At 65.5% G+C, this 15,343-nt stretch carries 12 protein-coding genes and 1 rRNA gene; 7 read left to right on the top strand and 6 right to left on the bottom strand.

What is annotated here, in order from left to right; genetic code table 11:
• Nucleotides 1–26: 26 nt before the first annotated feature.
• Both GEM_RS15895 and GEM_RS15890 read right to left on the bottom strand, forming a co-directional pair.
• Entirely contained in the window at nucleotides 27–1,616 is a 1,590-nt protein-coding gene (locus tag GEM_RS15895) for a S53 family peptidase (protein ID WP_014898374.1), read from the bottom strand.
• A gap of 258 nt (nucleotides 1,617–1,874) precedes the next feature.
• Entirely contained in the window at nucleotides 1,875–2,498 is a 624-nt protein-coding gene (locus tag GEM_RS15890; protein ID WP_014898373.1) for a LysE family translocator, read from the bottom strand.
• 134 nt (nucleotides 2,499–2,632) lie between these two features.
• On the opposite strand from GEM_RS15890, the gene GEM_RS15885 reads away from it, so the two are divergent.
• Entirely contained in the window at nucleotides 2,633–3,097 is a 465-nt protein-coding gene (locus GEM_RS15885) for an Lrp/AsnC family transcriptional regulator (RefSeq protein ID WP_014898372.1), read from the top strand.
• Between the two features lie 64 nt (nucleotides 3,098–3,161).
• Here the strand turns inward: GEM_RS15885 and GEM_RS15880 are convergent, their stop codons facing one another.
• Nucleotides 3,162–4,073: a LysR family transcriptional regulator gene (locus tag GEM_RS15880; protein WP_014898371.1), complete on the bottom strand. Its 912-nt coding sequence runs from the start codon at nucleotides 4,071–4,073 to the stop codon at nucleotides 3,162–3,164.
• A gap of 138 nt (nucleotides 4,074–4,211) precedes the next feature.
• Here GEM_RS15880 and speB point away from each other — a divergent pair, with 138 nt between their 5' ends.
• Together speB and GEM_RS15870 are read left to right on the top strand one after the other, a co-directional pair.
• Nucleotides 4,212–5,168: an agmatinase gene (gene speB / locus GEM_RS15875; RefSeq protein WP_014898370.1), complete on the top strand. Its 957-nt coding sequence runs from the start codon at nucleotides 4,212–4,214 to the stop codon at nucleotides 5,166–5,168.
• Nucleotides 5,169–5,223: 55 nt separating this feature from the next.
• Nucleotides 5,224–6,549, top strand: a complete 1,326-nt coding sequence (locus GEM_RS15870) for an MFS transporter (protein ID WP_014898369.1) — start codon at nucleotides 5,224–5,226, stop codon at nucleotides 6,547–6,549.
• A gap of 175 nt (nucleotides 6,550–6,724) precedes the next feature.
• Here GEM_RS15870 and metE read toward each other — a convergent pair whose 3' ends face one another.
• Nucleotides 6,725–9,019, bottom strand: a complete 2,295-nt coding sequence (gene metE, locus GEM_RS15865; RefSeq protein ID WP_014898368.1) for a 5-methyltetrahydropteroyltriglutamate--homocysteine S-methyltransferase — start codon at nucleotides 9,017–9,019, stop codon at nucleotides 6,725–6,727.
• Between the two features lie 127 nt (nucleotides 9,020–9,146).
• Here metE and GEM_RS15860 point away from each other — a divergent pair, with 127 nt between their 5' ends.
• From GEM_RS15860 to GEM_RS15850, 3 genes are all read left to right on the top strand, one after another.
• Nucleotides 9,147–10,055, top strand: coding sequence for a LysR family transcriptional regulator (locus tag GEM_RS15860; RefSeq protein ID WP_014898367.1), 909 nt, complete (start codon nucleotides 9,147–9,149; stop codon nucleotides 10,053–10,055).
• 223 nt (nucleotides 10,056–10,278) lie between these two features.
• Nucleotides 10,279–11,871 carry an inorganic phosphate transporter gene (locus tag GEM_RS15855; protein WP_014898366.1) on the top strand — a complete coding sequence of 531 codons (1,593 nt, stop codon included), beginning with the start codon at nucleotides 10,279–10,281 and terminating at the stop codon, nucleotides 11,869–11,871.
• A gap of 305 nt (nucleotides 11,872–12,176) precedes the next feature.
• Nucleotides 12,177–12,920 carry a 2OG-Fe(II) oxygenase gene (locus GEM_RS15850; protein ID WP_014898365.1) on the top strand — a complete coding sequence of 248 codons (744 nt, stop codon included), beginning with the start codon at nucleotides 12,177–12,179 and terminating at the stop codon, nucleotides 12,918–12,920.
• 224 nt (nucleotides 12,921–13,144) lie between these two features.
• Here GEM_RS15850 and GEM_RS15845 read toward each other — a convergent pair whose 3' ends face one another.
• The gene (locus GEM_RS15845) at nucleotides 13,145–14,569 is read right to left on the bottom strand and encodes a DHA2 family efflux MFS transporter permease subunit (protein ID WP_014898364.1); all 1,425 of its coding nucleotides are present in this window, start codon (nucleotides 14,567–14,569) and stop codon (nucleotides 13,145–13,147) included.
• Nucleotides 14,570–14,792: 223 nt separating this feature from the next.
• Here GEM_RS15845 and GEM_RS31295 point away from each other — a divergent pair, with 223 nt between their 5' ends.
• Nucleotides 14,793–15,011 carry a hypothetical protein gene (locus GEM_RS31295; protein ID WP_148283849.1) on the top strand — a complete coding sequence of 73 codons (219 nt, stop codon included), beginning with the start codon at nucleotides 14,793–14,795 and terminating at the stop codon, nucleotides 15,009–15,011.
• A 109-nt stretch (nucleotides 15,012–15,120) separates the two neighbouring features.
• Here GEM_RS31295 and rrf read toward each other — a convergent pair.
• Nucleotides 15,121–15,233, bottom strand: a 5S ribosomal RNA gene (rrf, locus tag GEM_RS15840).
• Between the last annotated feature and the right edge of the window lie 110 nt (nucleotides 15,234–15,343).

The raw sequence follows: 15,343 nt of genomic DNA, 5'->3' as shown, positions 1-15,343 counted from the left end.
CGAACGGAAAGGCCGGTGCCGGTGCGTCAGCTCGACGGCTTGCGCGCGAGGACCGCGGCGAGTTTCGCGCCGTCGGGGCTGCCAAGGCCGGTGCACGCGTCCCAGCCCGAGGCAGCCGCATACGTGCCGTTCGAGCCTTGCGTGATGTCGCGCAGCGCGCCCGGATTCTTGTACAGCACGGGATTGATCCAGCCGGCCGATGCGCCGGCGGACGCGTTGATCCGCGCGACCAGCCCGGCCCACAACGGTGCGACCGCGCTCGTGCCCCCCATCACCGTGGGCGTGCCGGCGACCGACACCTCGTAGCCCGTTTGCGGCGATGCATCGCCGGCCACGTCCGGCACGCCGCGCTTCGCGAGCGGCGTGCTGCTGCCGTCGGCGCGCGTGACGGCGAGCCCCTGCTGCCATGCCGGCAGGTCGAACATCGTGCTGACGCCGCCACCGCCCGAGCCGCCGCCCGCCGCCTCGTCGTTCCACGTGACCTCGCTGCGGATACCCTGCCCCGGCAGCGCATCGAGCTGCGTGCCGCCACAGCCGAGCACGTACGGGCTCGACGCGGGGAAGTCGACGTGATCGGCGCCGTCCTGCAGCCCGTCGCCCGAGCCGCTGTCGCCCGATGCCGCGCACACCGTGATCCCCTGCGCGGCGGCCGCCTGCAGCACCCGGTTGAACGCCTGCGCCGACTGCGCCTGCCAGATCGCTTCCGGTCCGCCCCAGCTGATCGAGATCACCGACGGCTGGTTGGTCTTGTCGCTGACGGCCGCGTTGACCGCCTGGATGAAGCCCGCGTCGCTGTTCGGCGCTAAGTAGACCGCGATCTTCGCGGCCGGCGCGATCGCGCCGGCGATCTCGATATCGAGCGCAACTTCGCCGTCCGGGCCGTTCGCCTCGCCGGTCGGGGTATTCCGTCCGGTGCCGACGTTCACGTCGACGAGCATCGGCGGCGTCTTGATCCCGAGCCGGTGGAAATATTGCTGGATATCGGCCGCGCGATAGCCGCCGCCGAGTTCGACGATCGCGATGCATTGCCCGGCGCCGTCGCTGGCCGGAAAGCCGTACAACGACGCGAGCTGGATCGGCGTGAACGTGACACCCGCGGCGCCGCCCGCGGGCTTGAATGGCGGACGCAGCCGGAAGTGCGGCCGCGCCTGCGGACGGCTGTCGAGGCCGAGCACGGCCGTGACGGCATCGCCGAGATCGTCGGGCAGCGCGATCGGGCCCGAGCGGCCTCGATACTGGCCGATCGAGCTATGCTCGAAACGCTCGAGCTTCACGCTGAACGCTGCTTCGAACTGCTGGATCGTGCCGGACAGCACGACGACACTTTCGACCGGATCGACGCGATCGACCGTCAGCTGATGACGGCGCGCGAATTCCTCGGTCTTGCGGATGTCGTCGGGATTGGCGGAGAAACGCTGCGCGAACGCGTCGCGCGACAGCGGTTTTGCGTGAGCGTCGCCGGTGGCGAGCTGGTGGACCAATGCATCGAGTTGCCCTTCTTCCTGCCGCCGCAACATGATCGTGACGTGGATGCGTTCTGCCGGATCGCACTGGCCGAGACACTTGGACTCGGCGACGATGCGGGGTTCACGGTCGGCTTGAAGATGCCTTGCCATGTTCAGACCCTCCTTGGTACCGCGTTGCACGGAACAGCCAGGAAATCGGACAGGGCCGGCGGAGGACGGTTCCGTTCGGTCGGGCGGTTCGCAGCAGTGCGAAGTCAAAGGAAGTTTAGAACAGTCAGACGATTTGCGCGCAGGCCCAATTGCGGCGGGGCCTGCGCGCGAAGACCGGCATGGCGCGCGGCTTTGGTTCGTTGCCGCACCGCGCCGCGCGGCCGGTCGACCCACGCAGCGGCGATGCGACGGTGCGGCTCAGTCCATCGACAGGCGCAGCGCGAAGCCGATCAGCGCCGCCGAAAACGTCCAGCGCTGCACCGTTTGCGCGAGCGGATGCGCGCGCATCCACGCCGCGATGCGCGACGCGCCGAACACGCACGCGAGATCGAAACACACGCCGGCCGCGACCAGCAGCGCGCCGAGTTCGAACATCTGCCACACGACCGGCCCGGCCTCCGGCCGCACGAACTGCGGCAGCAGCACCGAGCAGAACAGCAGCGCCTTCGGGTTCAGCAGGTTCGTCAGCAGCCCCTTGAAGAACGACTGCCGCAGTTCGCCCGGGGCCGCCGCATCGCCGTCGCCAAGCGCGAACACCGGCGAGCGGAACACCTGGATCGCGACGTACGCGAGATAGAGCGCGCCGCCGTAGCGGATCGCTTCGTACAGCCACGGCGCGCTGCGGATCAGCGCCGCGACACCGCAGGCGGACAGCGTCACGTGCGCGCTGCGCGACAGCGACAGGCCGGCGGCCGCGGCCATCCCGGGCCGCACGCCGCGGCCGATGCTGGTCTGCAGCACGAGCGCCATGTCGGGCCCCGGCACCGCGTAAATGGCCGCCAGCGCGGCGAGATAAATCAACAGCAAATGCGTGGAAATCATGGTCTGCCCCCGTCCTTCAATGACGATATATTGCCGCTGAAGGTGGAGGGATTATTGGCCATCTTTGGCTCAGGATTGGAGATTCATAGCGGGATCCCCCACAATATCCAGATCCGAACAAGGATTCCGCCAACATGACCGAACTCGACAAAACCGACCGCGCGATTCTCGCTGCGGTGCAGCGCGACGGCCGCCTGCCGATCGCGCGCCTCGCCGAATCCGTCGGCCTGTCCGAAACGCCTTGCGCACGGCGCCTGAAGCGTCTCGAAAACGACGGCTACATCGAGCGCTACCGCGCGCAACTGTCGCGCCAGGCGCTCGGCTATGGCGTGGTCGCGTTCGTGCTCGTGCGTTTCGCGACGCACGACCGCAAGGTCGCCGACCGGTTCGAACGGGAGGTGCTCGGCATCGAGCGGATTCTCGCGTGCCACAACGTGGCGGGCACGGCCGACTACCTGCTGCAGGTGGTCGCGCGCGATCTCGACGACTACGGCACGTTCCTGCGCGACTCGCTGCGGACGCTGCCGGGTGTGACGTCGATCGAATCCGCGCTGTCGCTGCGCGAGGTGAAACACGACGCGGGCTTGCCGGTGCCGTGATGCGGGCAGCGGGCCGCGCCGGTGTAACGCTTGTTCACGTTGTCGGCCGCGCCGGCCTCAGGCGTCACGCGATATCGGGCGACTGATGCGCGCGCTCGAGATCCTCGAGAAACGCTTCGACGAGCGGGTCGCCGCGCCCGTCGCGCGCCACGACCATGTGGAACGTGACGTCGTAGTGCAGTTGCTCGGGATTGAGCGGCGCGAGCAGCCCCTGCGCGACATACGGCGCCGCGAAGTGCTGCGGCAGGTAGCCGAGGTGATGGCCTGACAGGATCAGCAGCGCGACGGCCTCCATGTTGTCGGCGGTCGCGGTCACGCGATCGGGCGTCGTCGACATCTGCGCCTCCGGCAGCGGATACGAGCGCCAGGCCCACTCGAATCCGGCGACGTCGGCCGGCGTCAGCGCGCCGGCGTGTTCGAACAGCGGATGGCCGCGGCCGCAATACGCGACCTGCCGCTCGATGAACAGCGGCGTGTAGTGCAGCGACGGCACGCGATGCCAGAAGTAGCCGACCGCGATCTGGATCTCGTCGCTCAGCAGCTTTTCCTCGAGATCGCCCGGCGCGCGCACCGAGATCGAGAAGCGCACGGCCTCGTCGCGCGTGCGGAACGCGGCGATCGCCTCGGCGATCCGTGCGTTCTGGCTGACCGGCGTATGGCCGATCAGGCCGATGTTCAGCGTGCCGACCAGCTGGCGGTCCATGTGTCGCGCGGCCATCCCGAATTCGTCGAGCGCGGCGAGCAGCTTGCGGCTCATCGCGTGGAACCGCTCGCCCTTCGGCGTGAGCCGGAAGCCGCTGCGGCCGCGCTCGCAGAGCCGGTAGCCGAGCCGCGTCTCGAGCGACGACAGCTGCGCGCTGATCGTCGACTGGCCGACGTTCAGCATCGCCTGCGCGGCCGATACGCCGCCCGCGTCCGTGACCGCGAGAAACACGCGGATCAACCGCAGATCAAGGGTCGACAGATTCCCCAGCACGCTATTCCCCTTCCATACATCGATGAAAATCGATGTTTACGTCGATATCTTCGCATTCTTCTTTCCGGCCGGACGCGTAAAACTATGCGCCAGGCCGCGTCGAATGATACGGCAACCCCACATCGGAAGAGACATCCCATGAACGAACACACCCATTTCCAGCCGCTCGGCGGCAATGAAATGCCGCGCAGCGGCGGCATCGCGACGATGATGCGCCTGCCGCACGTGGCGAGTGCCGCAGGGCTCGACGCGTGTTTCGTCGGCGTGCCGTTCGACCTCGGCACCTCCAACCGCACCGGCGCGCGCTTCGGCCCGCGCCAGATCCGCACCGAATCCGTGCTGCTGCGCCCGTACAACATGGCCACGCGCGCGGCCCCCTTCGATTCGCTGCAGATCGCCGACATCGGCGACGTCGCGATCAATCCCTACAACCTGCACGATTCCATCGCGCGCATCGAAGCCGCGTACGACGCGATTCTCGAGCACGACTGCAAGCCGATCACGCTCGGCGGCGACCATACGATCGCGCTCCCGATCCTGCGCGCGATCCACCGTAAGCACGGCAAGGTTGCATTGATCCACGTCGATGCACACGCCGACGTGAACGATACGATGATGGGCGAAAAGATCGCGCACGGCACGCCGTTTCGCCGCGCGGTCGAGGAAGGGCTGCTGCACGGCGACAAGGTCACGCAGATCGGCCTGCGCGGCACGGGCTACGCCGCCGAGGATTTCGACTGGTGCCGCGAGCAGGGCTTCCGCGTGGTGCAGGCCGAGGAATGCTGGAACAAGTCGCTCGCGCCGCTGATGGACGAAGTGCGCGCGCGCGTCGGCGACACGCCCGTCTACATCAGCTTCGACATCGACGGCATCGACCCGGCCTACGCGCCCGGCACCGGCACGCCGGAAATCGCGGGTCTCACGGTGCCGCAGGCGCTCGAGATCATCCGCGGCGCGAAGGGGCTGAACATCGTCGGCTGCGATCTCGTCGAAGTCGCGCCGCCGTACGACCCGTTCGGCACCACAGCGCTGCTCGGCGCGAACCTCGCCTACGAGTTGCTGTGCGTATTGCCGGGCGTCGCGTACCGCGACTGATCGCGGCACCACCATCTATTCCAAATCAGAGAATTCCAGAGGAGCACACACAAAGATGGGGACTTCCGTCAAACAACCGAAGCGGGCGGCGCTCGCTTCGTTCGTCGGCACCACGATCGAGTGGTACGACTTCTATAGCTATGCGACCGCCGCCGCCATCGTGTTCGGGCCGCTGTTCTTCCCCGGCGAAAACCGCTTCGTCAGCCTGCTCGCGTCGTTCGGCTCGTTCGCGGTCGGCTTCTTCGCCCGGCCGCTCGGCGGCGTGATGTTCGGCTATCTCGGCGACCGCTTCGGCCGCAAGCGCTCGCTGCTCGCGACACTGATGCTGATGGCCGTGTCGACGGTCGCGATCGGCCTGCTGCCGACCCATGCGCAAGCCGGCGTGATCGCACCGATCCTGCTCGTGCTGATGCGCGTGCTGCAAGGCATCGCGGTCGGCGGCGAATGGGGCGGCGCGGTGCTGCTCGCCGGCGAGCATGCGCCGGAAGGCAAGCGCACGTTCTTCGCGTCGTTCGCGCAGCTCGGCAGCGCGAGCGGCCTGATCCTGTCGATGCTCGCGTTCGGCGCGATCAGCACGCTGTCGAAGGACGACATGATGAGCTGGGGCTGGCGCGTGCCGTTCCTCGCGAGCTCCGTGCTGCTGATCGTCGGCTTCGTGATCCGCGCGAGCGTGTCCGAGTCGCCCGAGTTCGAGGAAGTCAGGAAGAGCGGCAACACCGCGCAGAACCCGGTGCGCGAAGCGCTCAAGTACTGGCCGCTACTGCTGCTCGCGATCGGCGCGAACGTGTACGGGATCGCCGGCGTGTATTTCAGCAACATCTTCATGATCAGCTACGCGACGCAGTTCCTGTCGCTCGACCGGTCGATGGTGCTGCATTGCATGACGATCGTCGCGGTATTGCAGTTCGTCGTGCAGCTCGCCGCCGCGTTCCTCGCGCAGCGCTTCGGCACCACGCGCGTGCTACTGATCACCGGTGCCTGGGCCGCGATCGTCCCATTCGTGATGCTGCCGCTCGTGCACATGGGCACGCCGGTGTCGATCACGGTCGGCGTCGGCCTCGCGACGCTCGCGGAATCGGGCTACTACTCGGTGGTCGCCGGCTTCGTCAGCGGCATCTTCGTCGCGCGCATCCGCTATACGGCAATCTCGATCGCATACCAGGTGTGCGGCGCCATCGCCGGCGGCCTCACGCCGCTCGTCGCCACGCTGATCGCGCAGAACGCCGCGCCGCAATGGTGGCCGCTCGCGATCCAGTACACGAGTGCTGCCGTGCTGTCGTCGGTGTGCGTGTGGCTGATCTCGCGCCGCGTCAGCATCGACGATGCGGGCGCACCCCGCAAGACGGACGAAGCGCTGCCGCGTGGCGCACGCACCGCGTAACGTCACGCAACGGGCAGGCAATATCGCCTGCCCGTTTGCATTGGGCGTCCGGCGGCACGCCGCCACGCCCCTGCATCCCTGAACATTCACGATGACAAACGGCCCGCACATGCGGGCCGCAAGTGTTTGCCGCCGGATCATCGATCGCGACGGCATGCGCGTAGCATTCGCTGCGTTACTGCACCTGGCTGCGCAGCGTCTTCGCCGCGGCGACCATGTTCGTCAGCGCAGGAATCACTTCCGCCCACTGGCGCGTCTTCAGACCGCAGTCCGGGTTCACCCACAGGCGTTCCGCCGGAATCCGCTCCGCCGCCTTCTTCATCAGGCCGACGATATGATCCTGCGTCGGGATGTTCGGCGAATGGATGTCGTACACGCCCGGCCCGATCTCGTTCGGATACCTGAAGCTGTCGAACGCGTCGAGCAGCTCCATGTCCGAGCGCGACGTTTCGATCGTGATCACATCCGCGTCCATGTCCGCGATCGACGCGATGATGTCGTTGAACTCCGAATAGCACATGTGCGTGTGGATCTGCGTGTCGTCCTGCACGCCGTTCGCGGTGATGCGGAACGACTCGACCGCCCACTTCAGGTATGCGCCCCATTGCACGCGGCGCAGCGGCTGGCCTTCGCGCAACGCGGCCTCGTCGATCTGGATCACGCGCACGCCGGCCTGCTCGAGATCGAGCACTTCGTCGCGGATCGCGAGCGCGAGCTGGTAGCACGACACCGAACGCGGCTGGTCGTCGCGCACGAACGACCAGTTCAGGATCGTCACCGGGCCGGTCAGCATGCCCTTCATCGGCTTGTTCGTCAGCGACTGTGCGTACGCGATCCATTCGACCGTCATCGCCTTCGGGCGGCTGATGTCGCCGAACAGGATCGGCGGCTTCACGCAGCGCGAACCGTATGACTGCACCCAGCCGAACTGGCTGAATGCGTAGCCATCGAGTTGCTCGCCGAAGTATTCGACCATGTCGTTGCGTTCGGCTTCGCCATGCACGAGCACGTCGAGTTCGAGCGATTCCTGTTCGCGCACGCTGCGCGCGATCTCCGCCTGCATCGCCTTGCGGTAGCCGGCTTCATCCAGTGCACCGGCCTTGAACTGGCTGCGCGCCTGGCGAATTTCAGCGGTCTGCGGGAACGAGCCGATCGTCGTCGTCGGGAAGGCCGGCAGGTTCAGGCGCGCCGACTGCTTCGGCGCGCGCTCCGTATAGGGGCTCACGCGGTTGCCGAGCTGAGCGTCGATGCGCGCGATCGCGGCCTTCACCGCCGGGTTGTTCACGCGCGGCGAGCGCCGGCGCGAATCGATCGCGGCCGCGTTTGCGGCGAGCGCGTCGGCCACCTTGTCGCGGCCTTCGTTCAGCGCGGTCGCGAGCACCTTCAGTTCGTCGAGCTTCTGCAGTGCGAACGCAAGCCACGAGCGGATCTCCGCGTCGAGCTGCGCCTCGCTCGCGAGATCGACCGGCACGTGCAGCAGCGAGCACGACGGGGCGAGCCACAGGCGATCGCCCAGTTGCTTCGCGAGCGGTTCGAGCCAGTCGAGCGCCGCGTTCAGGTCCGTCTTCCAGATGTTGCGACCATTGATCGCGCCCACCGACAGCACGCGCTCGGCCGGCAGTTCGCGCACGAGCGCATCGATTTCGTCGCGGGCGTTGATCGCATCGATATGCAGGCCGTCGACGGGCAACGACGCCGCCAGCGTCAGGTTGTCCTGCAGCTGGCCGAAGTACGTTGCGAGCAGCAGCTTGATGCGGCGCGTCTCGAGCGAGTCGTACGCGATGCGCAGGGCCTGGCGCCATTCGGCATCGAGCTCGGTGACGAGGATCGGTTCGTCGATCTGCACCCATTCGACGCCTTGCGCGGTCAGCGTGTCGAGCAGCGCGCCATAGACCGGCAGCAGTTTCGGCAGCAGCGCGAGGCGATCGGAGTCGTCCTTCGCCTTGCCGAGCCACAGATACGTGACGGGGCCGAGGATCACCGGCTTCGCGACAATGCCCTGCGCCTGCGCTTCTGCCAGTTGCTGGAGCAGACGCGACGGATCGAGCGAGAAATTCGTGTCCGCATGGAATTCCGGGACGATGTAGTGATAGTTCGTGTCGAACCACTTCGTCATTTCACCGGCCGCGACACCGCCGCAGCATGCCGCATGCTCTTCCGCCGATTGCGCCGAACGGCCGCGCGCGACGCGGAAATAGTTGTCGAGCGCATCGCCGTGGAAGTCCTGCACCCGCTTCGGCAGGTTGCCGAGCGTGAAGCTCATGTCGAGCACCTGGTCATAGAACGCGAAATCGCCGATCGGTGCGAGATCGAGGTCGCGCTGGTCGTTCCAGTGGCGCTGGCGGAGTTCGGCGCCGAGTGCCTTCAGCTCGTCGCGCGACGATTCGCCCTTCCAGTAGCGTTCGAGACCGAACTTGAGTTCGCGCTTCGCGCCGATGCGCGGAAAACCGAGGTTGTGTGTCGTAACCATGAAGCTGCCGTCCAGAAGAAATTGAAGATCCGGCAGCCATCATAGGGATTTCATCCCATGAAATAAAATGGCATTATTTCATTCATCCATTAAATCTGTTCATGTATCTGTTGGGTAAGCGATATCCATGCTGGAACGATTCCATCTCGTCGTGATCCGCGAAGTCGAGCGCCAGGGCTCACTGACCGCGGCCGCCAATGCACTGCATCTCACGCAATCGGCGCTCAGCCATACCGTCAGGAAGATCGAGCAGCAGCTCGGCACGCCGATCTGGGATCGGGAAGGACGCGGCCTGCGGCTCACGCAGGGCGGGCAATATCTGCTGAAACTGGCGAACCGGCTGCTGCCGCAGTTCGAACTCGCCGAGGAGCGGATGAAGCAGTACGCGAAGGGCGAGCGCGGCACGCTGCGCATCGGGATGGAGTGCCATCCGTGCTACCAGTGGCTGCTGAAGGTCGTGTCGCCGTACCTGTCGCGCTGGCCGGACGTCGACGTCGACGTGAAGCAGCGCTTCCAGTTCGGCGGCATCGGCGCGCTGTTCGGCCATGACATCGACGTGCTCGTGACGCCCGACCCGCTGAACAAGCCGGGGCTGCGCTTCGATCCCGTGTTCGATTACGAGCAGGTGCTGGTCGTCGCGGATGCGCACCGGTTCGCGAACGCCGACTACGTGACGCCCGAGCAATTGACCGACGAGGTCCTGATCACCTACCCGGTCGAGACCGACCGGCTCGACATCTACAACCAGTTCCTGACGCCGGCCGGCATCGTGCCGCGGCGTCACAAGTCGATCGAGACGACCGACATCATGCTGCAGATGGTGGCGAGCGGGCGCGGCGTGGCCGCGCTGCCGAGATGGCTAGCCGATGAATACGCGGACCGCATGCCGGTCGTGCCGGTCAAGCTCGGCAAGAAAGGAATCGCGAAGCAGATCTTCCTCGGCATTCGCGAAGCGGACGCGTCAATCGACTATCTGGCCTCGTTCGTCGCGCTGGCGCGCGAATCGACGTGGAGCGCGCCGCGCATGCTGCGCTAGGCGCGCTCGCCACACATGTGACGCGGTCCGCATGCCGATGCGCAAGCTCCGTGTTCACTATATGGATGACGCTGCGAGATGGCGCCGCATGTCGCGTCACCATTTGAAAGAAAGGCACCATTCGTTACGCACCGGTAAGACAACTGTTCGCCCTCCCGACTGTCATCAAACTGACGAGTAGCGAAAGCTAGGATCGGCTACGGTTCCCTTACGAGATGCCGTCATGAATCAGCCTGCTTCGTCCACCGCGAACCCTTCCGGCGCCACCGAACGCACCCGGCAGATCGGCTATGCCGTCTTCCTGCTGGTGCTCGCGATCGGCGCCGTATACATCGCGACCCACCTGATCGCCGATCTGTCGCCGATCCGCGAAGAATCGCTGTTCCCGTACCTGATGCTCGGCGCTGCACTGCTGATCGCGCTCGGCTTCGAATTCGTCAACGGCTTCCACGACACCGCGAATGCGGTCGCGACCGTGATCTACACCCACTCGCTGACGCCGAATGTCGCGGTGATCTGGTCTGGCATGTGGAACTTCCTCGGCGTGATGGTCTCGAGCGGTGCCGTCGCGTTCGGCATCCTGCAGTTGCTGCCGGTCGAGCTGATCCTGCAGGTCGGCAGCGGCGCAGGCTTCGCGATGGTGTTCGCGCTGCTGATCGCCGCGATCGTCTGGAACCTCGCGACCTGGTATTTCGGGTTGCCGTCGTCGAGCTCGCATACGCTGATCGGGTCGATCATCGGCGTCGGGCTGATGAACCAGCTGATGCACGGGCCGTCCGGCACGAGCGGCGTCGACTGGGGCCAGGCGCTCGGCGTCGGCAAGTCGCTGCTGTTCTCGCCGATTGTCGGCTTTCTGTGCGCGGCGCTGCTGCTGCTCGTGCTGAAGGCGCTCGTGCGGATTCCGGAGTTGTACAAGGAACCGCCGAAGGATCAGCCGCCGCCGTTCTGGATTCGCTGCCTGCTGATCCTGACCTGCACGGGCGTGTCGTTCGCGCACGGTTCGAACGACGGGCAGAAAGGGATGGGCCTCATCATGCTGATCCTGATCGGCACGGTACCGACTGCTTATGCACTGAACAAGGCCGTCACGCCGGCCGAATCGCAAACGTTCGTGGCGGTCGCGAACCAGGCGGCCGCGACATTCGGGAAGTACACGAACGGCGTCGCACCGTCCGCGAACCCGCGCGCCGACGTCGAACACTACGTGCAGCGTCGTGAACTGACGCCCGCCGTGCTGCCGGCCGTGCAGCAGCTGTCGACGTCGCTCGCGACCGCAGTCGGCGCGTCGGGCTCGATGGCAGCCGTGCCGCTGCGCGACGTCGACAACGTGCGCAACACGATGTATCTGGTATCCGAAGCAATCCGCCTGATCGAGAAGTCGGGTCAGCCCGCGTTCGCCGCCGACGACAAGCTCGCGATCGACAACTATCGCAAGCAGCTCGACCACGCGACCAAATTCATTCCGACGTGGGTGAAGGTTGCCGTCGCGATCGCGCTGGGCCTCGGCACGATGGTCGGCTGGAAGCGGATCGTCGTGACCGTCGGCGAGAAAATCGGCAAGCAGCATCTGACGTATGGACAGGGCGCATCGGCCGAACTCGTCGCGATGCTGACGATCGGCGCCGCCGACGTGTACGGGCTGCCGGTGTCGACGACACACGTGCTGTCGTCGGGTGTCGCGGGTACGATGGCGGCGAACGGTTCGGGGCTGCAATGGGGCACGGTGCGCAGCCTCGTGCTCGCGTGGGTGCTGACGCTGCCGGCGTCGATCGTGCTTGCCGGCGGGCTCTACTGGTTGTTCCGGTCGATGACCTGATTCGCGCTGCGACGGGTGGCCGGTGTGAGCCGGCCGCCCGTCGTGGAAGATTCGCCGCTCGCTTCTCCGCCTCTCCGCTTCTCCGCCTCTCCGCACCGATACGTCGCAGCCTTCGATGTGTCCGTGAGCGTCCCGTGCCTTCCCCTCTCGCTTCCGAATTGAAGCGCAAGATCTGGAGCGCACCTGCAGACGAACGTCGCTAGACTGGGTTCATCAACTTTCTTCGTGGCTCCAACCGTGCACGCAATGCTTCCGGGCATTCCGCACGGCTCGGCGCCACATCGCTGACGAACCGAGGGATGCCCGTGAACATCGCCGATCTGCAACCTGCCGTCGAACCGCCGGACATCGCACAACGCGTCGACGCCATCGACTGGCCGACTGTCGGTGCCGAGCTCGATCGCCATGGATGCGCGCGTGTGCCGGGCCTGATTTCGACGAACGAATGCGATGCGCTCGCGTCGCTCTATTCGCGGGATGCGCTTTATCGTTCACGCGTCGTGATGGCGCGGCACGGATTCGGCCGCGGCGAATACAAGTATTTCGCGTACCCGCTGCCCGCGGTCATTGCCGAGCTGCGCGCGACGCTCTACCCGCATCTCGCACCCATCGCGAATCGCTGGAACCAGGCACTCGGAATCGACGTGCGCTATCCGAAAGACCACATGACATTCCTCGATCGCTGTCATGCGGCGGGGCAGACGCGACCGACGCCGCTGATCTTGCAATACGGTCCCGACGACTACAACTGTCTTCATCAGGATCTTTATGGCGAGCACGTGTTTCCGCTGCAGGTCGCGATCCTGCTGTCGGCGCCGGGCCGCGATTTCACGGGCGGGGAGTTCGTGTTGACGGAACAGCGGCCACGCATGCAATCACGGGCGGAAGTGGTGCCGCTGATGCAGGGTGACGCGGTGATCTTCGCCGTGCACGGCAGACCCGTGCAGGGGACGCGCGGCGTCTATCGCGTCAACCTGCGCCACGGCGTGAGCCGGATCCACAGCGGCCACCGCCACACGGTCGGCGTCATCTTTCATGACGCACAGTGACGGCAGCGAGGACGAGCGTGGTGCCGTCTCGACGTTCGTCACGCGAATGATTTCCGGTTCGTGCCGGGAGCACCGCGTTGCTGCTCAGGCACCCGCAACAGTGACAAATGACCGATTGCGCTGACCGTGGGGCCAACGCAACCACAACGGATCGGTGTTTCGGGTGAGCGACGGAAAACAGACGCGCTCACCTGTCTCGGTGCAAATTCGATTCTCCGTTCGACCTACCCTCGCGCCACACTCGCCCGCAGCCGGTCGCCTGCATTGGAGGCCAGCCGCGCATAGCCGGGCAACGTCAGCAGCGCGAGCACGCCTGCCGCGACGAAGGCCCAGCGGAAATCGTCGAGGACGTAATGCATGCCGGCCTCATCGCCGCGCACCAACGCCGCGAGCCGCAGCGACAACGCACCGAACGCGATTCCCATCCCGATCGTCATTTGCTGTGCGGCACTCCACAACGTGCTGGCCGCACTCGTCTGATGAGCCGGGATATCCGCATAGGCGAGTGTCGCGAGCGTCGTGAACTGCATCGACCGCGTGAGTCCGTAGACGAATACGACGAGCAGCGTGATCGCCAGCGGCGTCGACGCGGTCAGCCATCCGCACGCAATCGTGAAAATGCCGACGATTGTCACGTCGACGAGTGCAACGCGCCGGAAGCCATATCGGTCGAGAATCCACGACGTTCCCGCCTTCATCCCCAGATTGCCGAGCGCGCTCGCGAGCAGCAACAGGCCGGACTGGAACGGCGACAGCCCGAAGCCGATCTGGAACAACAGCGGCAGCAGGTACGGCACGGCGTTGATCGCCATGCGCGTGATCGAACCGGTGATCACCGTCACCGAGAAGGTCGGCACCTTCAGCGTGGTGAAATCTAGCAGCGGATGCGCGCAGCGTCGCGCATGCAACCACGCGGCCGCGCCGAACAGCACGCTCGCACCCACCAGGACGCCCGCGCGCGTGAAGTCGACATCCTGCTGGCCGGCCGCTTCGGTACCGATCAACAGACAAGTCAATGCGCCACCGGCCAGCACGAAGCCAACCCAGTCGAGCGGCCGTTGCTCGTCGGCCCGCGTGTTCCGGACGATCAGCCAGGTACAGACGAGCGCGGCAATACCGAAAGGGACGTTCAGCAGGAAGATCCAGCGCCATGACGCATAGGTCGTGATGAAGCCGCCGATCGGTGGCCCGACGACAGGCGCGACGATGCCCGGCCACGTGATCGTCGCGATCGCTCGCATCAGCTTCGCCTTCTCGGTGCTGCGCACGACGATCATCCGTCCGACCGGAACCATCATCGCCCCGCCGACGCCCTGCAGCAGCCGTGCAGCCGTGAACGTCATGACACCCTCGGACAGCCCGCACAGCACCGACGCACCGGTAAAGACGACGATCGCGCTCGCGAATACCGTGCGCGATCCATAGCGGTCCGCGATCCAGCCGCTGATCGGGATGAACACCGCCAGTGCAAGCATATAGGCCGTCATCCCGAGGCTCAGCGCGTTCGGACCGACACCGAACGACTGCGCCATTTGCGGCAGCGCAGTCGCGATCACGGTCGTGTCGAGGTACTCCATGAAGAACGTTGCGGCAACGAGATACGGCAAGAAGTCGGTCGTCCGACCACCTTGAGCGGGGCTGTCAGTCATGAACGATGCAGGAGAGGGAATGCGAAAGACACCGATCGCCAGCAGGTGTGGGCAAGCGCCGCGAATCGGGACGAATGGCGATATTACCCCGAAGGGCCCGCTCTCCGCTCTGCAGCGCATGTCGCGCGAACGGACTTTATGCGCATAGATTTTTATGACGATTTCGTGGTGCGTTCGCCGAAGGGCGCACACGGTCAGGTCGACAGGGTGTGTCGAAAGACCGGTGGATGAAGCAGGGAATTTTCGCCAGAAGATGGCATTTATCGATCATCGTCGACGAACGTCGGTCATCATCGACCATCAAGACATCGTCATTGAATGTGTCGACATCGACCGGACGCTGACTGAAGGTGGATGGGTCTGGTCCGTAGAAGAACGTCCCGAGGATATCAGAGGGGCTTGGCGGCGGATTGCTCGAGGATGGCAGATGCCTGATCCGTGACCGTCGGCCGCCTCAGCTCCGGCCGCATTGTGCTTGCCGGCTCGCGTGCATTTCGATCGCCGATATGCAAAAACCCCCGCCTTTCGGGCGGGGGTTCTTGGCTTAGGGAGCCTGACGATTACCTACTTTCACACGGGAATCCGCACTATCATCGGCGTAGAGTCGTTTCACGGTCCTGTTCGGGATGGGAAGGGGTGGGACCGACTCGCTATGGTCATCAGGCAAAGAGGGTTGTCACGTTGCTTGGCAACGCGACCAATCTGGGAAGAAGCAGTAATTTTGGTTGTGTGTATCACACACGAGAATCCAACTTGTCGCTTCGGATCCTGCAG

It is taken from the genome of Burkholderia cepacia GG4, from assembly GCF_000292915.1.
Classification (GTDB): domain Bacteria; phylum Pseudomonadota; class Gammaproteobacteria; order Burkholderiales; family Burkholderiaceae; genus Burkholderia; species Burkholderia cepacia_D.
This window is presented reverse-complemented; position numbering and strand designations above follow the sequence as displayed.